Annotated in this window: 21 protein-coding genes; 9 read left to right on the forward strand and 12 right to left on the reverse strand. The window is 62.5% G+C overall.

The window, feature by feature from the left end; genetic code table 11:
- Position 1: 1 nt before the first annotated feature.
- From FG13_RS23885 to FG13_RS23915, 6 genes are all read right to left on the reverse strand, one after another.
- Entirely contained in the window at positions 2-1,081 is a 1,080-nt protein-coding gene (locus FG13_RS23885; RefSeq protein WP_035824975.1) for an ABC transporter permease, read from the reverse strand.
- Positions 1,078-2,607, reverse strand: coding sequence for an ABC transporter ATP-binding protein (locus FG13_RS23890; protein ID WP_035824977.1), 1,530 nt, complete (start codon positions 2,605-2,607; stop codon positions 1,078-1,080). Before FG13_RS23890 ends, FG13_RS23885 begins: the two co-directional genes overlap by 4 nt.
- An 81-nt stretch (positions 2,608-2,688) precedes the next feature.
- Complete coding sequence (locus FG13_RS23895; protein ID WP_035824980.1) at positions 2,689-3,684, reverse strand: BMP family lipoprotein; 996 nt, start codon at positions 3,682-3,684, stop codon at positions 2,689-2,691.
- A 479-nt stretch (positions 3,685-4,163) separates the two neighbouring features.
- Positions 4,164-5,066 (reverse strand): LysR family transcriptional regulator, encoded by a 903-nt coding sequence (locus FG13_RS23905; RefSeq protein ID WP_035824984.1) that lies wholly within the window; start codon positions 5,064-5,066, stop codon positions 4,164-4,166.
- Positions 5,067-5,151: 85 nt separating this feature from the next.
- Positions 5,152-6,081 carry a pseudouridine-5'-phosphate glycosidase gene (locus tag FG13_RS23910; protein WP_035824986.1) on the reverse strand — a complete coding sequence of 310 codons (930 nt, stop codon included), beginning with the start codon at positions 6,079-6,081 and terminating at the stop codon, positions 5,152-5,154.
- Between the two features lie 3 nt (positions 6,082-6,084).
- Positions 6,085-7,242, reverse strand: coding sequence for a carbohydrate kinase (locus FG13_RS23915; RefSeq protein WP_035828659.1), 1,158 nt, complete (start codon positions 7,240-7,242; stop codon positions 6,085-6,087).
- 374 nt (positions 7,243-7,616) lie between these two features.
- On the opposite strand from FG13_RS23915, the gene xapA reads away from it, so the two are divergent.
- The 7 genes from xapA (at position 7,617) to FG13_RS23950 (ending at position 16,324) form a co-directional block, all read left to right on the forward strand.
- On the forward strand, positions 7,617-8,456 hold the full coding sequence (gene xapA / locus FG13_RS23920) for a xanthosine phosphorylase (protein ID WP_035824988.1): 840 nt from the start codon (positions 7,617-7,619) through the stop codon (positions 8,454-8,456).
- A gap of 118 nt (positions 8,457-8,574) precedes the next feature.
- Positions 8,575-9,768: a phosphopentomutase gene (locus tag FG13_RS23925; protein ID WP_035824990.1), complete on the forward strand. Its 1,194-nt coding sequence runs from the start codon at positions 8,575-8,577 to the stop codon at positions 9,766-9,768.
- The gene (gene deoC / locus FG13_RS23930; RefSeq protein ID WP_035824993.1) at positions 9,765-10,724 is read left to right on the forward strand and encodes a deoxyribose-phosphate aldolase; all 960 of its coding nucleotides are present in this window, start codon (positions 9,765-9,767) and stop codon (positions 10,722-10,724) included. Before FG13_RS23925 ends, deoC begins: the two co-directional genes overlap by 4 nt.
- Before the next feature lie 12 nt (positions 10,725-10,736).
- Positions 10,737-13,118, forward strand: a complete 2,382-nt coding sequence (locus FG13_RS23935) for an aldehyde dehydrogenase family protein (protein WP_442905209.1) — start codon at positions 10,737-10,739, stop codon at positions 13,116-13,118.
- A gap of 170 nt (positions 13,119-13,288) precedes the next feature.
- The gene (gene deoA / locus FG13_RS23940) at positions 13,289-14,611 is read left to right on the forward strand and encodes a thymidine phosphorylase (RefSeq protein WP_035824996.1); all 1,323 of its coding nucleotides are present in this window, start codon (positions 13,289-13,291) and stop codon (positions 14,609-14,611) included.
- Positions 14,612-14,694: 83 nt separating this feature from the next.
- On the forward strand, positions 14,695-15,102 hold the full coding sequence (locus tag FG13_RS23945; RefSeq protein WP_035824999.1) for a cytidine deaminase: 408 nt from the start codon (positions 14,695-14,697) through the stop codon (positions 15,100-15,102).
- A gap of 10 nt (positions 15,103-15,112) precedes the next feature.
- Complete coding sequence (locus FG13_RS23950) at positions 15,113-16,324, forward strand: nucleoside deaminase (protein WP_035825002.1); 1,212 nt, start codon at positions 15,113-15,115, stop codon at positions 16,322-16,324.
- Here the strand turns inward: FG13_RS23950 and FG13_RS23955 are convergent.
- The 6 genes from FG13_RS23955 to FG13_RS23980 all read right to left on the reverse strand — a co-directional run bounded on the left by FG13_RS23955 (position 16,321) and on the right by FG13_RS23980 (position 21,243).
- A complete protein-coding gene (locus tag FG13_RS23955; RefSeq protein ID WP_152598849.1) occupies positions 16,321-17,484 on the reverse strand; it encodes a dipeptidase in 1,164 nt (387 codons plus the stop codon). The genes FG13_RS23950 and FG13_RS23955 overlap by 4 nt on opposite strands.
- An 11-nt stretch (positions 17,485-17,495) precedes the next feature.
- On the reverse strand, positions 17,496-17,918 hold the full coding sequence (locus FG13_RS23960; protein ID WP_035825006.1) for a VOC family protein: 423 nt from the start codon (positions 17,916-17,918) through the stop codon (positions 17,496-17,498).
- A 160-nt stretch (positions 17,919-18,078) separates the two neighbouring features.
- Positions 18,079-18,348 carry a hypothetical protein gene (locus FG13_RS23965; protein ID WP_035825009.1) on the reverse strand — a complete coding sequence of 90 codons (270 nt, stop codon included), beginning with the start codon at positions 18,346-18,348 and terminating at the stop codon, positions 18,079-18,081.
- Positions 18,349-18,490: 142 nt separating this feature from the next.
- Positions 18,491-19,006 (reverse strand): hypothetical protein, encoded by a 516-nt coding sequence (locus tag FG13_RS23970; protein WP_081922693.1) that lies wholly within the window; start codon positions 19,004-19,006, stop codon positions 18,491-18,493.
- A 91-nt stretch (positions 19,007-19,097) separates the two neighbouring features.
- Entirely contained in the window at positions 19,098-19,775 is a 678-nt protein-coding gene (locus tag FG13_RS23975) for a TetR/AcrR family transcriptional regulator (RefSeq protein ID WP_035825011.1), read from the reverse strand.
- 10 nt (positions 19,776-19,785) lie between these two features.
- Complete coding sequence (locus FG13_RS23980) at positions 19,786-21,243, reverse strand: aminotransferase-like domain-containing protein (RefSeq protein ID WP_051959392.1); 1,458 nt, start codon at positions 21,241-21,243, stop codon at positions 19,786-19,788.
- A gap of 201 nt (positions 21,244-21,444) precedes the next feature.
- On the opposite strand from FG13_RS23980, the gene FG13_RS23985 reads away from it, so the two are divergent.
- Both FG13_RS23985 and FG13_RS23990 read left to right on the forward strand, forming a co-directional pair.
- Positions 21,445-22,761: an aspartate aminotransferase family protein gene (locus tag FG13_RS23985; RefSeq protein WP_035825014.1), complete on the forward strand. Its 1,317-nt coding sequence runs from the start codon at positions 21,445-21,447 to the stop codon at positions 22,759-22,761.
- A 73-nt stretch (positions 22,762-22,834) separates the two neighbouring features.
- Complete coding sequence (locus FG13_RS23990) at positions 22,835-24,337, forward strand: CoA-acylating methylmalonate-semialdehyde dehydrogenase (protein ID WP_035825017.1); 1,503 nt, start codon at positions 22,835-22,837, stop codon at positions 24,335-24,337.
- Positions 24,338-24,367: the final 30 nt, after the last annotated feature.

Below are 24,367 nucleotides of genomic sequence, written 5' to 3' on the forward strand. Positions count from 1 at the left end.
GTTAGCCTTTGGTGCGCTTGAGCAGGGCGGAAATGGCCGGTGCGTAGAAGTTTTCCATGGCGCCGCAGAACAGGATGATCAAGCCCTGGATGAAAATGAAAGTTTCCGTCGGGATATTCGGTTTTTCCAGCGACAAGTCGAAGCCACCCTGGATCAGCGCGCCGAACAGCACGGCCGACAGGAAGATGCCGACCGGATGCTGGCGGCCCATCAGGGCGATGGCGATGCCGATGAAGCCGGCGCCACCGACGAAATTGAGCGACAGATAATGCGTAGAACCCATGATGGAATTGACGGAACCGAGGCCCGCCAGCGCGCCCGAGATCAGCATGACGATGATGATCATCTTGCTGATTGACACGCCCGCATAGTGCGCCGCGTGCTTGTTCAGGCCCGTGGCGCGCAGCTTGAAGCCCCACGACGAGCGCCACACCATCACGCCGTAGATCACCAGCGCGGCGATCGCCAGGATAAAACTGATGTTCAACGGCGTGTCGCCCAAGGATGGGAACCAGGTACTTAAGCGCGGCATTTCGCCGCTTTCCGCAAACACGCGGCTGGCCGTGTTCTGCTCGCCCGGTGGGATCAGGTATTTCACGATCACGAAGTTCATCAGGCTGGCGGCGATGAAGTTGAACATGATGGTGGTGACGACGATGTGGCTGCCGCGCTTCGCTTGCAGGTAGCCAGGCAAAAAGCCCCACAGCGCGCCGAACAGGGCCGCGCCTATCATGGCCGCTGGAATCAATAGCCAGGCGGGCAGGGTCTGGTCGAAGGCCAGCATGGCCACCGTCAAGCCCAGGCCGCCGATATACATCTGGCCTTCGGAACCGATATTGAACAGCCCGGCCTGCATCGCCACGGAGACCGACAGGCCCGTGAAAATGAAGGTGCTGGCGTAGAACAGGGTGTAGCTCAAGCCTTCCGGATTGAGGATGGCGCTGTGGACGAGGATGGACAGCGATTCGGCCGGGTCTTCGCCCAGCATATAAATCACCAGGGCCGCGACCAGCAAGGCCGACAGCAGGTTTAACATGGGCATGACAAAGGCTGTCGCCCAGCGTGGCAAGTCGTTATTCATGATTTATGCATTCCCCCCATCAACAGACCGATGCGGGTGGTATCGAATTCTTCAATTTTCAGTTCGCCGGTGATGCGTCCGCCGCACATGACGAGAATGCGGTCGGCCAGCGCCCGCACTTCTTCCAGTTCGACGGACACCAGCAGGATCGCCACGCCCGCGTCGCGCAGGGCCAGCAATTGCGTATGGATGCTTTCGATGGTGCCGATGTCGACGCCGCGCGTGGGCTGGCCTACCAGCATCAGTTTCGGCTTGGCCAGCACTTCGCGCGCGATCACCACTTTTTGCTGGTTACCGCCCGACAGCAAGCCGATGCGCAAGTCAGGATTGGCCGGGCGCACGTCGAAAGTCTTCAGCAGTTCCGCGCAGCGGGCGCCGATGGCCTTGAAGTTGAACAGGCCCCAGCGGTTTTTCAGGTGATCCTGGTAACCGAGGATGGTGTTTTGCATGACGGAGAAATTTTTCACCACGCCATCGCGCAAGCGGTCTTCAGGAATGTGGGCGATGCCCAGCTCGCGGAAGGCCAGCGGCAAGCCGTCGGCATCGTGGCGTTTGGCAAACGGCAAGTCCTTGTCGAGAAAACGCAGCTTGCCCGAGGTGGGCAAGCGCATGCCCGAGAGGATTTCCAGCAGTTCGCTCTGGCCATTGCCGGAGACGCCCGCGATGGCGACGATTTCGCCGGCGCGCAAGTTGAAACCGATGTCGGCCAGCAGTTTCACCTGTTGCTCATCCGCCAGTTGCAGACCGTCCACTTCCAGCACCGTGGCGCCCGGATTGTACGGTGCACGGGGCAAGTGGCTCTGGATGGGGCGGCCGACCATCATGTTGGCCAGTTCCTCTTTCGAGGTGCCGGCCGTCGCCACGGCGCCCACCACCGTGCCGCCGCGCATGACGGTGACGTTGTCGGTGATTTCCAGGATCTCTTGCAGCTTGTGCGTGATCAGGATGATGGTCTTGCCTTGTTCCTTGAACAGGCGCAGGATTTCAAACAGCGACGCCGTTTCCTGGGCCGTCAGCACGGCCGTCGGCTCGTCGAGGATCAGGATATTGGCGCTGCGGTAAATCTGCTTGAGGATTTCCACGCGCTGCTGCGCCCCGACGGAAAGGTCTTCGATCTTCGCCAGCGGGTCGACGTCGAGGCGGTAGCGCGCGCAAATTTCGCGCAATTTCGCTTCCGCTTCCGTGCGGTGGCTGGCCAGGCGAAAACCGCCTTCCGTGCCCAGCATGATATTGTCGAGAACGGTGAAGTTCTCGACCAGCATGAAGTGCTGGTGCACCATGCCGATGCCGAGGTTGATCGCTTCCTGGCTGTTGCGGATAGGCTGTACTTTTCCGTCGAGCAGGATTTCTCCGCCGTCGGCACGGTAATACCCGTACAGGATGCTCATCAAGGTCGATTTGCCGGCGCCGTTTTCCCCCACCAGGCCATGGATACTGCCCTTGGCGATGGAGAAACTGACGTCGGCGTTCGCCTTCACATGTCCAAACTGCTTGGAAATGCTGCGAAATTCTACTGCTGGCTGCATAGGTTCATAACTGGATAGTTTCATGGAAACGCGCCGCGCGGAGACTGGCCCCGGCGGCGCGCTAAAAGATACGGAGAAAAATTAAACCGGGCAGCTGCTGCCGACGCGGTAATCGATCACTTTGATCTTGCCATCGATAATGTCCTTACGCGCACCCAACACGCGCTTTTCGATTTCCGGCGTGATCAGCTTGCGGTTGTTCGCGTCGAGCGCCCAATCCACGCCGCCTTCTTTCAAGCCTTTATAGCTGACGCCGCCCTTCCAGGTGCCGTTCTTGACTTGCATGAAGCTGTCGTAGACCGTGTTGTCGACGCGCTTGACCATCGAGGTCAGGATGCTGCCTGGATACAGATGATTCTGGTTCGAATCGACGCCGATGGCCAGCTTGCCTTTTTCCTTGGCCATTTGCAAGGTGCCCATGCCGCTGCCGCCAGCGACGGCGAAGACGACATCGACGCCGCGCTCGAATTGCGAGCGGGCCAGTTCGCCGCCCTTGGCCGGGTCATTCCAGGCGCCTGACGTGGTGCCGACCATGTTTTGCGTGATTTCCGTCTTCGGATTGACGGCTTTCGCGCCTTGCGCGTAGCCGCAGGCGAAGTTGCGGATCAGGGGAATATCGATGCCGCCGATGAAGCCGACCTTCTTGCTCTTGCTGGCCATGGCCGCAGCCACGCCCACCAGGTAGGAGCCTTCTTCTTCCTTGAAGACGACGGAATTGACGTTGCTGCCGGCGGCCTGGCCGTCGATCAGCACGAATTTCACGTTCGGGAATTCCTTGGCGACCTTTTGCACGGCTTGCGTTTGCGCAAAGCCGATGGCGGCGATCATGTCGAGTTTCTTGCGGGCCAGGCCACGCATGACTTGTTCAGCCTGCGTATCGCTCGATGCCTGCACTTCGATGAAGGAAATGCCCGTGTCTTTTTTGAAGCGCGAGGCGCCTTCGAAAGCGGATTGGTTGAACGACTTGTCGAACTTGCCGCCCGCGTCATACACGACACCCAGTTTTGGGGTAGCCGCGGACGCTTGAGCAGTCAAAAATACGGCTGCGATCGTCAAACTAAATTGTGTAAGTTTCATGAATTGGCTCCTGGAAGATCGATATTGTATATTTTTTATAGGTGAAACATATAATTTGGGGCCGATTTAGCCTGTTTTTGATGCACGAGGTGATAATTCCTTATCAACATTGCACTGTATTGCACAAGATCATTGCTGACCTCGTCTGCTTTCATGCCGTCAGTGTGATGCTCATGCAACAGTCGCGCCCCGTCTCTTTTATAGGTACAACATCGAATGGGGCTGCCGGAGCGGGCTGGGATGCGCCGTCAGATGACGGGCAGGGCAAGCACGGGACCGGCGCCGCGATGGGCGTCCGAATCACTATGCATCATGCCAGATATGTATGACAAATACGTTTTTGTTTAACTATTTATATGAAAGCCATATAAATTGGAGTGCAAACCCAAAATGAAGGGCTGGGGTCGGACCCTCAGGGTCCGACCCCGGTCTTGCTGCTTTTCGGGGTCGCGTTACTTGATGTCACTTGAGGTTTTGCTTCAATTAGCCGGGGGATTGAGGATATTCAGGAAGGCCCGCACCACTGGCGCGTCGTCGAGCGTGGTGTAGCTGATGTACAGATTCGCCGACGGCGGATTGGTCTTGATCGGCAGAAACACGACGCCGGGCCAGCCGATGCGGCTCGTCGTTTCCGGCACCAGGGTCACGCCCAGGCCCGCGCCCACCATGGCCAGCAGGGTTTGCGGTTCGCTCGCTTCCTGGAAGATCACGGGTTCGAAACCGGCGTTGATGCAGCATTGCACCAGATAGCGGGGAAACGCGGATTTGTCGAGGTTCAGGGTCAGCATCGGCTCGTGGGCGATGTCGATCAGCTCGATGGACGTGTTTTTCGCCAGCGGATGATGTTCATTGACGGCCACACAGACGTTTTCGCGGAAGCACAGTTCCTGGCGCAGATTATCGTGACGTAAGTCGTCGTCGTTGAGCTTGGGTTCGCGCCAGAAGCCCACGTCGATCTGCTTGGCGCGCAGCGCTTCATATTGGACTGTGGGACCGAACTCATGGATGGTCCAGGTGACGCGGGGAAATTTGGTCTGGAATTCTTCCAGCAAGCTGGGGATGGGGCCCCACATGGCCGAGCCGACGATGCCCACGCGCAAGCGGCCCACTTCGCCGCGGTCAATCTGGCGGATCGTGTCGATGGTCATGCGCATCTTGGCCAGCAGGTCGGCCGCCTCGTTCATCAGGGCCTTGCCCGCCACGGTCAGCTCGAACGTGCGCGTGGTGCGCGCAAACAGGCGCACGCCCAGTTCGCTTTCCAGTTTCATGATCTGCTGGCTCAACGGCGGCTGCGAGATATGCAGGCGCTCGGCGGCCCGGCTGAAGCTTTTCTCCTCGGCAACGGCAAGAAAATACTTTAACTGTTTCAGATCGATGGACATGCTTTCCTTGGCGTTGCGTGGTGCTTGGCGATGGAACGGCGCGCAGACCCGTGAAGGTACGCGCGCTTTCTTTACAGCAGTCCTATTATCGTGCCACGACTGCCTGCATGGCAATGGCCAGCGCCGTGCCGACTTGGGCATTGTGCTTGACCAGCGCGATATTCGTCGCCAGGCTGCGGCCATCCGTCAGTTGCTTGATGCGCGACAACAGGAATGGCGTGACTTGCTTGCCCTTTACGCCGCCCGCGTCCGCTTCCTGCAGCGCTTGCGCCGTGATCGCATCGATCTCTTCCTTCGGCATGGCTTGCGCGGCCGGCACGGGGTTGCTGACGATCACGCCGCCCTTCAATCCCAGCTGCCACTTGGTGCCGATGAAGGCGGCCTGCTCGGCGGCCGTGTCGAGGCGGAAATCGGCCTTGAAGCCGCTTTCGCGCGTGAAGAAGGCCGGGAAACCTTCCTGGCCTACGCTGATGACGGGCACGCCGTGGGTTTCCAGGTATTCCAGGGTCAGGCCGATGTCGAGGATGGATTTGACGCCCGCGCAGACGACGGCCACCGAGGTTTGCGCCAGTTCCTGCAAGTCGGCGGAAATATCGAAGCTCGTTTCCGCGCCGCGGTGCACGCCGCCGATGCCGCCCGTGACGAACACGGCAATACCGGCCAGTTCCGCGCAGATCATGGTGGCGGCCACGGTGGTGGCGCCCAGTTTACCCTGCGACAGGACGAACGGCAGGTCGCGGCGGCTGACCTTCATGGCGTCGGGCGAGGTGCCCAGCAATTCCAGTTGCTCGGGCGACAGGCCCACGCAGATCTTGCCGCCGATGATGGCGATGGTGGCCGGCACGGCGCCGCCGTCACGGATGATCTGTTCCACTTCGCGCGCCATTTCCACGTTTTGCGGATACGGCATGCCGTGCGAAATGATGGTCGATTCCAGCGCCACGATGGCCTTGCCGGCGGCGCGCGCGTCGAGCACTTCTTGCGAGAACAAGAGGAAATTCTGTAATTGGGTCATGGTTCAGTCCTGTTGAAAGAGGGTAGGGGGAGGCGGCGCCAGGTCGGCGTCGTCAATGTTGTCGAGCGCGCCGGCGGAAATCTGGGGCGAGACGGTGGCAGCCGATTCCAGGGTCATGGCGGCCAGTTTCAGGCCGCGCCGGCAGGCCAGTTTCAAATCGCTGCTGTCGTGGTAGAGCGACCAGCAGACGGCGGCGGAAAACGCGTCGCCGGCGCCCGTCACGTCGACGGCGTCCACTTCGCGCGCGGCCAGATGCACGATGGGGGCGTCCAGGCTGTCGCCATCCGTGAAGTACACGCCTTCGCCGCCGCAGGTGACGATCACCTGGCGCGCACCCTGGCGTTGCACTTCGCGGCAGGCGGCGCGCAGATCCGCCGCCGTGGGCAAGGCCCGCGCCACGCGCGTTTCCAGTTCGCCCCGGTTCAGGATCAGCAAATGCAAGCCCGTCAGGTCTTGCGGCAAGTGCGCCATCTTTGGCTGCGAGACGGCGACGATGACGAGCGGCGTCGCGTGCGTCGCATCCTGGCGCGCATCGGCCAGCAGGGCCTGCACGCTGTCGTGGCCCAGGTTCAGGTCGCAGACGGTGAGGGCGGCGGCGGCGCGCTGTGGCTGGCGGCTGTGCAGAAAAGCCGGTGTCAGCTGTTCATAGAGTTGCATGTTGGCCATCGCCAGCAGCATTTCGCCATGCTCGTCGAGCACGGCCGTGTAGGTACCGCTGCTGGTGTTGCTCAGATGCAAGCTGCCGCGCATGTCGATGCCCGCGTCTTCCGCGTGCGTCTGCAGGGCGTGGCCGGCCGCGTCGTCGCCCAGCGCCGTCAGCAGGGCCACGGGGATAGCCAGGCGTGCGAGGTTTTCCGCGATGTTGCGGCCCACGCCGCCAAACACTTCTTCCGAACGCACGGGATTCGATGTGCCCATCTGCAAGGTCGCCAGGGTGCGCATCTTGCGGTCGAGGTTGGCGGCGCCTATGCACAGCACGGGGCGGCTGTCGGGCAGCACGTAGGCGCGCCCCAGCAGGCGCCGCTCGCGGATCAATCCGGCGATGTGGCCGGCGACGGCCGAGCGCGACAAGCCCAGCTCGCTCGCCAGGTCTTGCTGCGAGATGAAGGGGTTGTTGCGGATCAGCGTGTACAGCTGGTCTTTTTTATTGGTATCGGTCACAGGGTTTTCGCTGAGGTTTAAACATTTGTCTGGAACTGTAAACATTTGTCTTTCTGATGTCAAGCGCGTGTCAAGTGCATGCGAAAAACCTTCGTATGGAGCTTGTATGCACGGATTTCCCGGGCATGGCGGGCCTGGGCATGCCTCGACTATAATATCGGCGATTTATATTTGAATTGTATAAATGGGCAAGAAAAATGGTATTTGCCATACATATTCCGTTTGATGCATAGTGGCGGCAAATAGAGGCAATACGCATTTCGATATACCTGTAACACCATACATACCCATACATACCCGATACCTGGGCGATACTTTTCGTACACCGTCGCGCAGGCAGCAACCCATCACCATTAGTCAATCAGAGGATAACCATGTCGAACAACACCCCTTTCCACGCCGCCGAAATCATCCGTGCCCGCGCTCCTGAAAATTTCAAGCCGCGCGTGGCGATGATCCTCGGCTCCGGCCTGGGTGTGTTGGCCGAGCAGATGACGGACGCCGTCAGCATCAGCTTTGACGAATTGCCAGGCTTCCCGATCAGCACCGTGCACGGCCATGCCGGCGAACTGGTGATCGGCACCCTGTCGGGCGTCGCCGTTGTCTGTATGAAGGGCCGTGGCCACTTCTATGAAGGCTATGGCATGGGCGTGATGACGAGCGCCATCCGCACCCTGAAACTTCTGGGCTGCGAAATGCTGTTCGTCACCAACGCCGCCGGCTCCCTGCGCCCTGAAGTGGACGCCGGCAGCCTGGTGGCCATCAGCGATCACATCAACCTGCTGCCAGGCACGCCGATGGTCGGCCCGAACGATGACCGCTTCGGCCCGCGCTTCTTCAGCATGGCCAACGCCTACGATGCGGACTTGCGCAATCTGGTCAAGGACACGGCCGCTTCGAACGGCATCACCCTGCATGAAGGCGTGTTCGTCGCCTACCCTGGTCCGAACTTCGAGACGGCCGCCGAAATCCGCATGATGGCCCGCCTGGGCGCCGACACGGTCGGCATGTCCGTGGTGCCGGAAGTGGTCTCGGCCCGCCATTGCGACCTGAAAGTGGTGGGCGTGTCGGTGATTACCAACCTGGCCGAAGGCATGTCGCCATTCGCCCTGTCGCATGAGCAAACCCTGAAATACGCGGCCATCGGCGCGAAAGACCTGGTCAAGCTGATCCTGGCCTTCCTCTCCAAAGTCGCAGAAAAGCCGCAAGCCTAAGCACTTTTTTATGCAGTAGCGGCGCGCCATCTACTGGCGCTGCCGCGCGGCAGGCCGGGAAAATCCGGCCTACACTGTTCGCATCATCCCGCATTACATCCATAAAGCGAGCCTTATCATGTCACGCGCATTTATCCTCCTGCTTGATTCCTTCGGCCTTGGCGCGACGCCAGACGCCGCCAAGTATGGCGACGCAGGTGCCAATACCTTTGGCCACATTGCCAGCACTGTCGCCAAAAGCGGCAAGACCTTGAAACTCCCGAACATGGAACGCCTGGGCCTGGGCGCCGCCGCGCACCTGGCCAGCGGCGAATGGGCCACCGGTTTCGACCAGCGCGACGGCTTCACCGGCGCCTATGGTGCGGCGCGCGAGCGCTCCACCGGCAAGGACACGCAGAGCGGCCACTGGGAAATCGCCGGCGTGCCCGTCGAATTCGACTGGGGATATTTCCCCCGCACCACGCCGTCGTTTCCGGCCGACCTGACCGACAAGCTCAAAGCCATGTCGGGCGTGCCGGGCTTCCTCGGCGACTGCCATGCCTCGGGCACGGACATCATCAACAAGCATGGCGACGAGCACGTCGCCACCGGCAAGCTGATTATCTATACCTCGGGCGACTCGGTGATGCAGATCGCCGCGCACGAAGAGTCGTTCGGCCTCGAGCGCCTGTACGCAGTGTGCGAAATGGCCTTCAAGCTGGTCGAGCCGTACAACATCGGCCGCGTCATCGCCCGCCCGTTCACCGGCAGCAATGGCAACTACACGCGCACGTCCAACCGCCATGACTACGCCGTCGCGCCACCCGCGCCGACCCTGCTCGACCACGTCAAGAATGCGGGCGGCGAAGTCGTCGGCCTGGGCAAGATCAGCGACATTTTCGCTACCCAGGGAATCTCGCGCGTCGTCAAGGGCGTTGACAACATGGCGCTGTTCGAAGCGCTGTTGAAGACGGCCGATGAAGTGCAGGACAAGTCGCTCACCTTCGTGAACTTCGTCGATTTCGACCAGGCTTTCGGCCACCGCCGCAACGTCGAAGGCTATGCCGACGCGCTGCGCGAAATGGATGGTCGCCTGCCGGAATTCATGGCCAAGCTCAAGGAAGGCGACCTGGTCGTGATCACCGCCGACCATGGCTGCGACCCGACCTGGCACGGCTCCGACCATACCCGCGAACACATACCGATGATCTTCTTCGGCCCCGGTGTCGCCCCGCGCGCACTGGGTATTTCCGAGACCTTCTCCGATATTGGCCAAACCCTCGCCAAACACCTTGGCGTACCACCACTTGCTAATGGAACCAGCTTGTTATGACACTCATGCACCCCGAATTCAAGCGTAATGAGGCCGTTGGCCTCGACCTGGGCTGGATCAACCAGATCCGCGTCAACCGCGCCGCGACGGACCGCCGCGCGGCCAGCCTGGCGAACCGCCGTACGGTGAAAAAGGAATACCAGGCCGCCTGGCTGGTCAAAGCCATCCAGATGATCGACCTGACCACCCTGGGCGGCGACGATACGCCGGGCAGAGTGGAACGCCTGTGCATGAAGGCCATGCGCCCGCTGCGCGCCGACCTGATGGACGCCTTGGGCCTGACGCAATTGAGCACCGGCGCCGTGTGCGTGTACCACGAGATGATTCAGCCAGCCGTGAAAGTCATCCAGGGCCGTTTGCCCATCGCCGCCGTGTCGACGGGTTTCCCGGCCGGACTGACGAGCATGGAAACGAAGCTGCGGGAGATCGAGCTGTCGGTCGCTGCCGGCGCTTCCGAGATCGATATCGTCATCACGCGCCAGCACGTCCTGAACGGCAACTGGCAAGTGCTGTACGACGAAATGCTCGCTTACCGCAAGGCGTGCGGCGAAGCCCACGTGAAGGCGATTCTCGCCACGGGCGACTTGCTGACCATGGAAAACGTGGCCAAGGCGTCGTGGGTCTGCATGATGGCAGGCGCCGATTTCATCAAGACCTCCACCGGTAAAGAGGGCGTGAACGCCACCATTCCCGTGGCCCTGACGATGGTGCGCACGATCCGCGAATACCACGAGCAGACGGGCTTCCAGGTGGGCTTCAAGCCAGCCGGCGGCGTCAGCTCGGCCAAGAGCGCGCTGCAATACCTGACCCTGATGAAGGAAGAACTGGGCAACGAATGGCTGCAGCCGCACCTGTTCCGCATCGGCGCTTCCAGCCTGCTGACCGACATCGAGCGCCAGCTCGAGCACTACGTCACCGGCAGCTACTCGGCCAATAATCGTCACGCACAACCTTAAAGAACAATCGTCATGCCAACAATTAACGAGATTCTCAATACTATGGACTACGGCCCTGCTCCCGAAAGTCAAAAAGAAGCGCAAGCGTGGCTCGATGGCCACCAGCGCACATTCGGTTTGTTCATCGACAATGCCTGGAGCGCGCCGGCGGAACTGTTCGCCTCGACCAATCCTGCCGATGGCGCGCAGCTGGCCGAACTGACGCAAGCGACCGACGCGGACGTCGAACGCGCCGTCGAAGCGGCGCGCCGCGCGCTGCCCGTCTGGCAAGGCATGGGCGGCCACGGCCGCGCGAAAGTCATGTACGCGCTGGCCCGTCTGCTGCAAAAGCATTCGCGCCTGTTCGCCGTGCTCGAAACCCTGGACAACGGCAAGACCATCCGCGAAACGCGCGATATCGACTTGCCGCTGGCCGCGCGCCACTTCTATCATCACGCCGGCTGGGCGCAGCTGCAGTCGGAAGAATTCGCCGACTACCGCGCCGTGGGCGTGGTGGGCCAGATCGTGCCGTGGAATTTCCCGCTGCTGATGCTGTCGTGGAAAATCGCCCCGGCCCTGGCGGCCGGTAACACGGTCGTCTTCAAGCCGGCCGAATTCACGTCGCTGACCGCCATGCTGTTCGCCGAATTGTGCGTGCAGGCAGGCGTGCCGGCTGGCGTCGTCAACATCGTCACCGGCGACGGCAGAGTGGGCTCGGCCATCGTCAAGCATCCTGGCGTGGACAAGATCGCGTTTACGGGCTCCACGGAAGTGGGCCGCCTGATTCGTGAAGCGACGGCCGGCAGCGGCAAGAAGCTCTCCCTCGAACTGGGCGGCAAGTCGCCGTTCATCGTCTTTGAAGACGCGGACCTCGATGGCGCCGTGGAAGGCTTGGTCGATTCGATCTGGTTCAACCAGGGCCAGGTGTGCTGCGCCGGTTCGCGCCTGCTGGTGCAGGAATCGATCCAGGAGCGCTTCCTGAACAAGGTGCGCGCCCGCATGGAAAACCTGCGCCTCGGCTCGCCGCTGGACAAATCGATGGACGTGGGCGCGTTGGTCGACCCCGTGCAGCGCCAGCGCATCGCCGCGCTGGTCGATTCGGCGCGTGCCGAAGGCTGCGACGTGTGGCAACCGGCGTGTGAATTGCCGGCCGACGGTTCGTGGTTCCCGCCGACCCTGATCACGGGCGCGTCGACCTCGGCCGCCGTGGCACAGGCTGAAATCTTCGGTCCCGTGCTGGTGGCCATGAGCTTCCGCACGCCGCCCGAAGCGGTGCAACTGGCGAACAATACGGTGTACGGCCTGGCCGCCAGCGTGTGGACCGAGTCGATCAGCCTGGCCCTCGATATCGCTCCCGCCATCAAGGCTGGCGTGGTGTGGATCAACAGCGCCAACCAGTTCGATGCGGCATGCGGCTTCGGCGGCTACCGTGAATCTGGTTTCGGCCGTGAAGGCGGCCGCGAAGGCATGCTGGAATACATGACGGCCCTGGCCGAAGATGCGCGTCCAGCCTTGCCGGTGGTGGAAGTCAAGGCCAAGGGCAATGCGAAGCCGGCTGCAGCCGATCCGTTCGCCATCGACCGCACGGCCAAGATGTACATCGGCGGCAAGCAGGCGCGCCCTGACAGCGCCTACAGCACCCCGGTGTTTGGCGCGAACGGCGCCCTGCTGGCCGAAGTGGGCGTGGGCAGCCGCAAGGATATCCGCAACGCCGTCGAAGCGGCCCATAAAGCGTCCGGCTGGACCGGCGCCACGGCGCACAACCGCGCGCAAGTGCTGTACTACATCGCTGAAAACCTCGCTGCGCGCGCCGACGAATTCGCCGCCCGCATCGCCGCCATGACGGGCAATAAAAACCCCGAGAAGGAAGTGCAGGCATCGATCGAACGCCTGTTCTACTACGCCGCCTGGGCCGACAAGTACGACGGCCTGGCGCACCAGCCGCCAACGAAAGGCATCACCGTGGCGCTGAATGAAGCGGTCGGCGTGATCGGCATCGTCTGCCCGAACGAAGCGCCTTTGCTGGGCTTCATTTCGCTCGTCGCCCCTGCCATCGCGCTGGGCAACCGCGTGGTGGTGGTGCCATCGGAAGCGCATCCGCTTTCCGCGCTGGACCTGTACCAGGTCTTCGACACGTCCGACTTGCCGGGCGGCGTCGTCAACATCATCAGCGGCAACGCCGATGAACTGGCGCGCACCCTGGCCACGCACGCCGACATCGACGCCGTCTGGCGCCATGACGGTTCCGCTGAAGGTTGCGCCGAAGTCGAGCGCCTGTCGGCCGGCACCCTGAAGCGCACCTGGGTCGGTGGTGCGAAGGGCCGCGACTGGTACAGCGCCGCCCAAAGTGGCGGCCGCGCCGTGCTGGCGCATGCGTCGCAGGTGAAAAACGTGTGGATTCCTTACGGCGTCTAAGTTTGTAAAGCAGGACAGTGGGGCCGGTTCTCCCGCGCAGCGATGCGCCGGGGCACCGGCCCCAAGTTGCTTTCGCCAGCAAGGCGTGTAGGTCGGATTAGCCCGCAGGGCGTAATCCGACAAGGCCGCTGGATCGACATCAGTATTTGAACAAGACATCGGGAGCTATCATGTTTCTAACTCAGGAAATCATCCGCAAAAAGCGCGACAAGGGCGTATTGAGCGCCGAGGAAATCCAGTTTTTCGTGCGTGGCATCACTGACGGCAGCGTCAGCGAAGGACAGATCGCGGCGCTGGGCATGGCCGTCTATTTCAACGACATGAACATGGACGAGCGCGTGGCGTTCACCCTGGCCATGCGCGATTCCGGCCAGGTGCTGGACTGGCGCTCGCTGAACCTGCCTGGCCCCATCGTCGACAAGCATTCGACGGGCGGCGTGGGCGACGTCGTCTCCTTGCTGCTGGGTCCCATGGTCGCCGCATGCGGCGGTTACGTGCCGATGATCTCGGGCCGCGGCCTGGGCCACACGGGCGGCACCCTGGACAAGTTCGACGCCATTCCAGGCTATTGCACGGTGCCGGACAATGCACTGTTCCGCAAGGTGGTGCAGGATATCGGCGTGGCCATCATCGGCCAGACGGCGCAGCTGGCGCCGGCCGACAAGCGTTTCTACAGCATCCGCGACGTCACCGCCACGGTGGAATCGGTGGCCATGATCACCGGCTCCATCCTGTCGAAGAAACTCTCGGCCGGGCTGGACGCGCTGGTGATGGACGTGAAAGTGGGTTCGGGCGCCTTCATGCCGACCTACGACAAATCGGTGGAACTGGCCGAGAGCATCGTCGCCGTCGGCAATGGCGCGGGCATGCAGACGTCGGCCATTCTGACGGACATGAACGAATCGCTGGCGCCGTACGCGGGCAATGCGCTGGAAGTGCGCGGCGCCATGGATTACCTGACGGGTCGTTCGCGTCCCGCGCGCCTGCATGAAGTGACCCTGGCGCTGTGCGCCGAGATGCTGGTGCTGGGCGGCCTGGCCGCCACCGAAGAGGAAGCGCGTGTGAAATTGACGGCGGCCCTCGATTCGGGTGAAGCGGCCGAGCGCTTCTCGCGCATGGTGTCGGCCCTGGGCGGCCCGGCGGATATCGTCGAACATCCGGACAAGCACCTGGAAACAGCACCATTCATCGTGCCGGCGCCAGCGCTGTCAGCCGGTTTTGCCAACGTGCGCGATTGCCGCGCCATCGGCCTGGCCGTGGTGGCCCTGGGCGGTGGCCGCCGCCGTCCGACGGACAGCATCGATTTCGCTGTCGGCCTGACGGACCTCGTGAACCTGGGCGAGCAAGTGGCCGTGGGTCAGCCGCTGGCCATGGTGCACGCGCGCACGGAAGCGGCGGCGCAGCAAGCCGTCAGGGAAATCCAGCAAGCGTATGCCATCAGCGCGGTGGCGTTGACGGGCAATCCGGTGATTTACCGTACGATACGACCTTAAACTAAACCCAGAAGCAAAGTCTGGGGTCGTACCCTCAGGGTACGACCCCAGCATCTTGCTGCTGGGGTTGAAAAGAAAATCAAATGAACAACCAAGAACTGATCGCCGAAGCCAATGCCGGCCGTGAACTGGCCTACGCGCCATACTCGCGTTTCAAGGTGGGCGCGGCGCTGCTGTGCAAGGATGGCCGCGTCTTCCGTGGCTGTAACGTGGAAAATGCGGCGTATGGCCTGTGCAACTGCGCCGAGCGCACGGCGTTTTTCAGCGCCATCGCGCATGGCTGCAAGCCGGGCGACTTCGCCAAATTGGCCGTCACGGGCGACACGGTCGAACCGATCTCGCCGTGCGGCGCCTGCCGCCAGGTGATCTTCGAGATGGGCGGCGCCGACCTGCCGGTCATCCTGACGAACCTGAAAAACGATGTCATGGAAGTGACGGCGGGCTGGCTGCTGCCGCACGGCTTCGGCAATTCCGACCTGGACATGAAGTAACAGGATTCGCTTGAACAAGACGATCGACATCCAGGCCGCCGTGGCGATTGCCGCGGCCGAAGCCATGGCCGCCAAGACGCAGGGCACCTTCGGCGTGGGCGGCGTGCTGCTCGATGGCGCCGGCAACGTGCTGCAATCGATGCATAACAATGTCGTGCGCCAGGGTCTGGTGTTCGACCCCACGGCGCATGGCGAACGCCAGCTGGTGGACTGGTATTTTGCCGAACGGGCCAAGGGCACGCCCTTGCCGCCGCCGGGCGAACTGACCATCGTCACCTCGCTCGACCCCTGCTGCATGTGCACGGGGGCGATTCTGACGGCCGGTTTCAACGTGGTGGTGGCCGCGCCCGACGTCAAGGCGGGCATCAATTACGATGGCAGCGCCACGTTCACGGCTTTGCCGGCGCCGCTGCAGGCGCAGGCTGGCCGCAGTTTTTGTTATCCAGCCGTGCGCGGCGCCACCGAGTATGCGCGCCTGCCATCGGGCGCCGCGCCCAAATCTTTTTTCATCGGCAAGAGCATCCACGAGGCGACGCAGGCACTGTGTTCGCTTGTGTTCGAGTCGACATCGGCGCAGGTAATGCAGCTGCTGAACGCGGGTGACGACGTGCATTTGCGCGATCCCGCCACCTTGCCATCCGAGCATGCCGTGGTGCGCGCCCTGCGCCGCCGCTATCCCGACGCCCTGACTTACCGTTGCGCGCCGCACGCGCCCGATGCCGGCCTGGCACCGTTCCTGCAAGCGGCCATGGAGCAGGATGTGCGCGATGGCGGACAGGGCGACGCTGCCGCCTTGCTCGATTCCTTCGGCAACCTGCTGCTGTGCATGCCCGGAAAATTGGCGCAGTCGGTCATCCGCACGCCGTTCATGGAATGCACGCGCCAGTACGCGCAGCTGCGCTTTGAACTGATGACGAATGCGGCGCCGGCGCTGCAGGAAGAAATCAAAAGCTATCTGGGCCATCCCAAGCACGGCACCTTCGTGCTGGCCATCGGCCCGGACGACGGCGCCGCCAGTTTCATGACCCTGGGCGCCTACGGCTCCACCATGGAAGGCGCGCTGCCGGAGAATAATCCCGCGCAATTCCAGTACGTGCGCCCGGCCATGGAGGAAAACGCGCTGCTGGCGCTGTGCGAGTCGATGCCGCCGCTGTACCGCAAGCTGATACGCATCCGGCCGCGCCAGGTGGCGAGTCTGGACTTGATCAGCGCCCTGGGCTAAGCATCATCGTCCGGCAGATTTTTGAGTAAAAAGTCGCGCACGTTCTCGCCCGCCACGCGGCGTATCTGCGCTTGCGACAGGCCAGCGTCGAGAAGCGCCTGCGTCAATCGCGGCAAGCCCGTCGCATCAATGGCCGTGGTGACGGCGCCGTCGAAGTCCGAGCCATAGGCCACGTGGTCGGCGCCGATCAGTTTGACCGTGTACTTGATGGCGCGCGCGATGGACGCCACGTCCTTGCCGCAGACGGCCGTATTCCAGAAACCGATACCCACCAGGCCACCCTGGGCGGCGATGCGTTTCAGTTGTGCGTCGCTCAGGTTGCGGCCGTTGGCGCAGGTGCCGCGCACGCCCGTGTGCGACACCATCACGGGGCGTTTCGCCATCGTCAATACGTCGTCGATGGTAGCCGGCGAGGCGTGCGCCAGGTCGACGATCATCTTGCGCTGCTCCATGGCGCGCAGCCATTGCTTGCCCAGCGGCGTCAGGCCGCCTTTTTTCAAGCCGTGCTGGGAACCGGACAGTTCCGTGTCGAAGAAATGCGTGGGCGCGGCCATGCGGTAGCCGGCCCGGTACAGGGTATCGAGATTGTCCAGCTTGCCCTCGAGCGCATGCGCGCCTTCCAGGGTCAGCCAGCCGGCCACCAGGTTCGGATCTTTTTCGCGCGCGGCGATGAAGCTGCGCAGCTGGGCGCGGCTGCCGATCACGCGCACCTTGCCATCGCTCCTGGCTGCTTGCTGGCGCAGCTCGCCGGCCTGGTAAGTGGCGCGCGCCAGCAGGCTGTTCCAGGTGGCGGGCGGCAAGCCTTGCGCCACCACCAGGGCCGTGATGTTGTCCGTATCGCTGCCATTGCGCTCGATATTCATCTTGCGCGGCGTCTTGGTAACGACGGAAAAGGCTTGCAGCGCCACGTTGGCCCGCTGCAGGCGGGGGAAGTCGACATGTCCGCGCTGGCTGTCGCGGTTCAGATTGCGTTGCCACAGCAGGCTGTCGGCGTGCAGGTCGGCGATCCACAGGCTCTGGTGCAGGGCCGTAGTGGCTGCCGATGGCGCCTTGCCGGACGGCGGATGGACACGGTTTAGGTGCTCGTCGACGAGGACGGGAGCGGACAGGAAACCGCCGACTAGCGCAAGGCTGGCGGCGGCAAGGGTACTGATAATCATTGTTCTCCGTTTTACCATGGATCGTAGGTGCCCAGGCTCCAGATGTGGCCTTCCGGGTCGCGGCAGGTAAAGCCCCGTCCGCCGTAATCTTCATCCTTGATGTCGAGCACGATCTCGGCGCCGGCTTCGCGCGCGCTGCGGTAGACGGCGTCGGCGTCGCTGACGACCAGGTAGCAGTTTTGCGTGTTGGCGCCGCCGATGTCGCCAGGCAGTTTCATCAGGCGGCCATAGTCGCTGTCGATGGCTGGCGCCACCATGACCATGCCATTGCCAAAGCTCAGTTGCGCATGGGCGACGCCGCCGTTGCCGTCTGGCACGATCAATTGTTTTTCAAAGCCGAGCGCTTTGCACAGCCATTCGATGGCGGCGGGCGCGTCGCGGTAGCGCAGGCAGGGTATGGTTGTCGCTGCTGTCGCTTTTGCTGTCGTGGTCATCAGAAAACTCCTATGGCTGTGGGGGAGTAGCTTCGATCATGGATACTGTCTGGCGTTCCATATCCATACCAACCATCGGGATAGGGTTGATGCCCGTCAGTGCTACGTCCCTCCATAGTGCCATAGAACAATCCTTGCACTCTTGCCATAACGCAAATTTTTATTGCGGTGACTGCGACGAGTTCGCTGCCTTCGTATCCGTGTCCGTGTCGTCGCCGTTGCTTGCCCATCTGAGCAGCATCACAAGCGCAAACAGCATGATGGCCAGCGGCAAGATGGTGATCAGGAACGCCAGACCCAGGCAGCATGCCAGCAGCATCGGCCAGGACATGGCGCGCAAGGCGGCCATGCCCTGGCGCGTGTAAGCGCACAGCTCGTTCCAGAAAGCGCTGAAGGAAGTGCTGCCCGGTGCCGAATTGATGTCTTTCATGCCGTTCTCCTGTCGTGTGGGTGCCGCTGCCGTATGCATGCTGGCAATGAACTCACTATAGGCAAAACCTTGCTGCCGAGCATTGCGTATGCGACGAATGGCAGGAATGGCGGACCGAACGGCGACAGGCCGGGACAAGCGGTTATTCAAACACCTTGAGTTTCAGCTGGAAACTGAGGGCGCCATACAGGCGGTCCTTGTAGGACGGCACGATGGCGATATTCACGCCCACGCGCTGATATTCATAGCTGATGGTGGGCACCAGGGCCGGGAACCAGCCGCCATCGCGCATCTTCGGATAGCCGCTGAAGCCGCCAACGACGGCGCCGACGCGCAGCGGGCCCACCTTGATCGGCTGGTAGTACACGCCCAGGTAGTTCGAGTAGGCGCGGTCGCTATTGTAGAAGCGGCCAGCCGTGACCGAGGCGACCGTGGAAAAGCGGTATTCGGCGCCCAGGCCCGGGTTGCTGTCGTTCAGGTTCTTGTCGCGCTGAAAGTGATACGAATAAAAGCCCGCGTTGAGCCAGGTTTCGCTCAGCGGCTGATTTTCTATCATGCCGACTGTCTGCGCCTGTGCCGCGCCCGCCACTGCCAGCAGCGCCGCGCAGGCAGCTTTGCCCAGCAATGACGCGGTGCGCGCCGATGACCATTGTTTCATGCCTGTTCCTTGTCCTGTCGATATGGCGCCGCCAATGCAAGCGCTCCAGCGCGTCATGCTATCACTGCCAGATTGTTCATTGGAAATTTCATCACGTGCCCGGCGCAGCGCCAGGCAGGGCGATGGCCGCCTGCACCATGTGCGTGAGCAGGATTTCCGCGTCCTCGTAATCCTTGCGCGTGAGCTGCTTGCGCTCCAGCACCAGGGTCATCTGCGCTGAAAAATCCGCATACGATTGCGTCATGGCCCAGATGGCGAACATCAGGTGCGTGGCGTTGACGGGCGCGATCCTGCCGGCGGCGATCCACGCTTCGAAGACGGCGATATCCTTGCGCAGCAGGGGCACGACTCTTTCTCGTATCTGCGCGCCGTACAGGGGCGCGCCATTGATCACCTCCAGCGCATACACGCGCGAAGCCCACGGCTGTTCGCGCGAAAAACGCAGCTTGGCGCCGATGTACGCGCGCAGCACGTCGCGCGGCTCGTCGTGTTCATTGGCCAGCATGTCCATGCGTGCCAGCCAGTCGTCGAGCACGTCGTCGAGCACGCGCTGGTACAGCAGCTGCTTGGACGGGAAGTAATACATCAGGTTTTGCTTCGACAGGCCGGCCCGCTCGGCGATGGTGGCGATCGACGCGCCTTCATAGCCGCTTTCCGCAAATACGCGCACGGCTTGTGCCAGGATGTCCGCTTCCAGGCGATCGCGGTTTTGCAGGCGCCGGCCGCCGGCATTTTTCACGAGAGGGGCAGGGGATTTGTCGCTGGCCATGGCGGGTTCTTTAGCGTGGGCGTATCGATTGCAGGAATGCCTGCAGCACGGGGGTATCGGTGTAGGCCACGTTGAAGCGGAACCACACCGTCTCGGGTGCGCGCAGCATGAAAAATTCGTTCGGCGACAGCAGGATGCCCGCCTTCAAGGCCATGTCGGCGATGACCTTGCCATTCCATTCCGGTGTCTGAATAGTGGGCCAGCCAGCGCTGACGAACATGCCGCCACGGGGACGCGCCACGGGCGCCATGCCCGCCTGCGCCAGGCAGTCGATGCTGCGCTCGCGGGCCGCATCGAGCTGCGCCACCAGCCGTTCCACCATGCGCTTGTAGGGCCGCGCGGACACGGCGTGGTAGACGGCGCGCTCGTTGATTTCTGACGTGGTCAGCCCAGCCAGCATTTTCACGCGCACCAGTTCGGCCACCAGCGACGGCGAGGCGCAAATCGAGCCCACGCGCAGCACGGGCGACAGGGTCTTGGAAAAACTGCCCACGCGGATCACGCGGCGCAAGCCATCCATGGCCGCCAGTGACGCTTCGCCGCGCGCCGCCAGTTCGCGGTAGATATCGTCTTCCACCAGCCAGAAATCGAATTGCTCGGCCAGTGCCAGCAGGCGGTGCGTCTGCGCCTGACTCAGCGATGTTCCCAGCGGATTTTGCAGCACCGTGTTGACGAACATGAGCTTGGGCTGCGTGCGCGCGGCTTCAACGGCCAGCGCATCGAGATCGAGGCCCGTCTCGCCGCGCGCAATGCCCACGGGGATGCAGCCGTGGTGGCGGATCAGCGATTGCAGATTGCTGTAGCCGGGGTCTTCCACCAGCACCGTGTCGCCCGGCTTGGTCAGGCTGCGCAGGATCAGATCGAAAGCGTGCGTGGCGCCGTGCGTCAGCAAGACCTGGTCCGGCTCCACTTGGAACAGCTCTTCCGACAGGCTGGTGGCCAGGTGCTGGCGCAGCGAGGGAAAGCCGAGAGGATGGCCATAGCCGCGCAGCCGGCTGGCGGGAATGCGCATGGCCTGACGCACGGCATCGAGCACGGTCGCCTCGCCATACATCTCGGGCGGCAGCCAGCCCGCGCCCACGGGCAGGGCGTCGGACACGCCCGAATATAGATCCGGCGTGAGGGCATCGATGGCGGTGGGACTCGCGTGGACGGCGGCCTGCGGCGAGGCGGCGATATCGTGGCGCGCGACGAAGTAGCCGGAACCACGGCGCGACGACAGCAAACCGAGGTTGACCAGGCGGTCATACGATTCGACGACGGTGAACGTCGACACGCCATTGCAGCGGGCGAACTGGCGCACGGACGGCATGCGCGTGCCGATGCGCAGGGTGCGGCTGCCCACCATGACGCTGATGGCGATGACGATCTGCTCGACGAGGCCGCCCTTCTTCTGGCGGTCGATGTCCAGCACGGGCCAGCCGCTTGCTTGCTCGGGGGCATCGTCTGTGCTGTCGCTGTGCTTCACGGTGGCTCCTTATGCTGCCTTGCACAAAACTGTAGTGGTTTTTCGACCTGTACGGTTGGGGTACTTTGCCGTTTGTGTATCTGTGCCATTGGGGATGGCCTGTCTATTATTACATCAGCTTTTTGCCAACTGGTAAATTATTTTACGCTTCGTCAAAAACGATCCTGGCCCCGCGCCAGCCCCCATCCCAAGGAGAAGGTCATGAACGAAACAAGGCCGGAATCGATGTCGGCATTCTGGATGCCGTTTACGAATAACCGTGATTTCAAGGCCAACCCGCGCCTGCTCGTGTCGGCCGAAGGCATGTACTACAAGGACGTCGATGGCAACGCCATCCTCGACGGCACGGCGGGCCTGTGGTGCGTGCCGTGCGGCCATGCGCAGCCGAAAATCGTCGGCGCCATCCGCGAGATGGTGGGCCAGCTGGACTTCGCGCCCACCTTCCAGATGGGCCATCCGGCCGCCTTCGAGCTGGCGGAAAAACTGATGGACTACACGGGGCATAAATTTGGCCACGTCTTCTACACCAACTCCGGTTCCGAAGCCGTCGACACGGCCTTGAAGATCGCGCTGGCCTACCACCGGGCGCGCGGCGAGGGCGCACGCACGCGCCTGATCGGCCGCGAACGCGGTTACCACGGCGTGGGCTTCGGCGGCATTTCCGTTGGCGGCATCGGCGGCAACCGCAAGACCTTCGGCCCCTTGCTGCCCGGCGTGGACCACCTGCCGCACACACACAACCTGGACAAGAACGCCTACACGGTGGGCGAGCCCGAATACGGCACCCACCTGGCCGATGAACTGGAACGCATCGTCGCCCTGCATGACGCCTCGACGATTGCCGCCGTCATCGTCGAACCGGTGGCCGGTTCCACTGGCGTACTGATTCCGCCGAAAGGCTATCTGAAACGCTTGCGCGAACTGTGCACCAAGCACGGCATCCTCTTGATCTTCGATGAAGTCATCACGGGTTTCGGCCGCATGACGACGCCGTTCGCCGCCGACTATTTCGACGTCGAGCCGGATCTGATGACGACGGCCAAGGGCCTGACCAACGGCATGGTGCCAATGGGCGCCGTGTTCAGCAAAAAGTATATCCATGACGCTTTCATGGATGCGCCGCCCGGCATTGAACTGTTCCACGGCTACACGTATTCCGGCCACCCGTTGGCCTGCGCCGCCTCGCTGGCGACCCTGCAAGTGTTCGAGGAACAGGACATCCTCGGTCACGCCAAAGCGATGCAGGCATATTGGAGCGACGCCGTGCATTCGCTGAAGGGCCTGCCGCACGTGATTGACTTGCGCAGCATCGGCCTGATCGCCGGCATTGAGCTCGATCCCATCGCCGGCAAACCGGGCACGCGCGCCTTCAACTCCTTCAAGCAAGCCTTCGCCGACGGCGTGCTGATACGCACGACGGGCGACATCATCGCCCTGTCGCCGCCGCTGGTGCTGGAAAAACAGCATGTCGACGAGCTGTTTGGCAAGCTGGCCAAGGTACTCAAAAATCTCGATTGAGACGGCGTCAACCCGGGGTCAGACCCGTTGGGTCTGACCCCAGCATTTTTTGGGTTTATAAAGAGGAATACCAATGACTGATCTCGACACGATTACCCACTACATCAACGGCGCCAAAGTCGACACCCACAGTGGCCGCTACGGCGACGTCTACAACCCGGCCCTCGGCGAACCCGTCGCCCGGGTGGCGCTGGGCACCGTGGAAGACGTCGACGCGGCCGTGCAGGCGGCCGCCACCGCCTTTCCTTCCTGGTCGGCCACGCCTCCCCTGACGCGTGCCAGGGTACTGTTCCGCTACCTGCAGCTGTGCCAGCAGCACACGGACGAATTTGCCGCCATGCTCACGCGCGAGCATGGCAAGACCTTTGCCGATGCGCAGGGCGAAGTGGCGCGCGGCATCGAGATGGTGGAGTTTGCCGTCGGCATTCCGCAGTTGTTAAAGGGCGAATTCACGGACCAGATTTCGCGCGGCATCGACGCCTGGTCCATGCGCCAGGCGCTCGGTGTGGTGGCCGGCATCACGCCATTCAACTTCCCCGTGATGGTGCCGATGTGGATGTTCCCCGTCGCTATCGCTTGCGGCAATACCTTCGTCTTGAAACCGTCCGAGCGCGATCCGTCGGCGTCCCTGCTGCACGCCAAACTGCTCAAAGAAGCGGGCTTGCCCGACGGCGTCTTCAACGTGGTGCAGGGCGATAAAGTGACGGTCGACGCCTTGCTCGACCACCCCGTCGTGCAGGCGATCAGCTTTGTCGGCTCCACGCCAATCGCCGAATATATCTATGCGCGCGGCAGCGCCAGCGGCAAGCGCGTGCAAGCCTTGGGTGGCGCGAAAAACCACATGGTGGTGATGCCCGACGCGGACATGGACATGACGGTCGATGCGCTGATCGGCGCAGCCTACGGATCGGCGGGCGAGCGCTGCATGGCCATCTCCGTCGTGGTGGCCGTGGGCGACGCGGGCGACAAATTGATCGATGCACTGGCAACGCGCACGGCCGCACTGAAAGTGCGCGACGGCATGGAAGATGGTGCGGAAATGGGACCGGTCGTGTCCTTGGCCGCCAAGCAGCGTATCGAAAAACTCATCGCCTCTGGTGTGGAGCAGGGCGCGACGTTGGTCGTCGATGGCCGCAACCACGTGGTGCCGGGCCGCGAGAACGGCTTCTTTGTCGGCGGCACCTTGTTCGACCACGTCACGCGCGACATGAGCATCTACAAGGAAGAGATTTTCGGCCCCGTGCTGTGCGTGCTCCGGTGTCCTGACGTGGTGCACGCGGTGGAGCTGATCAACGCCAACGAGTATGGCAACGGCGTGGCCATCTACACGCGTGACGGCGGTGTGGCGCGCGAATTCGTGCGCCAGATTCAGGTCGGCATGGTGGGCGTCAACATCCCCTTGCCCGTGCCGATGGCCTTCAACAGTTTCGGTGGCTGGAAGCGCAGCATGTTCGGCGATCACCACGCCTATGGCCCCGAAGGCGTGCGTTTCTACACGCGCCACAAGGCCGTGATGCAGCGCTGGCCGAACACGGCAAGCGCTGGTGTGGAATTTGCTTTTCCCCAGATGAAGTAAAGGTTTCAAATCACAAGCCGGCCGCACATA

Origin of the sequence: Janthinobacterium sp. RA13 (genome assembly GCF_000745325.1) — a bacterium.
Lineage (GTDB): Bacteria > Pseudomonadota > Gammaproteobacteria > Burkholderiales > Burkholderiaceae_D > Janthinobacterium > Janthinobacterium rivuli.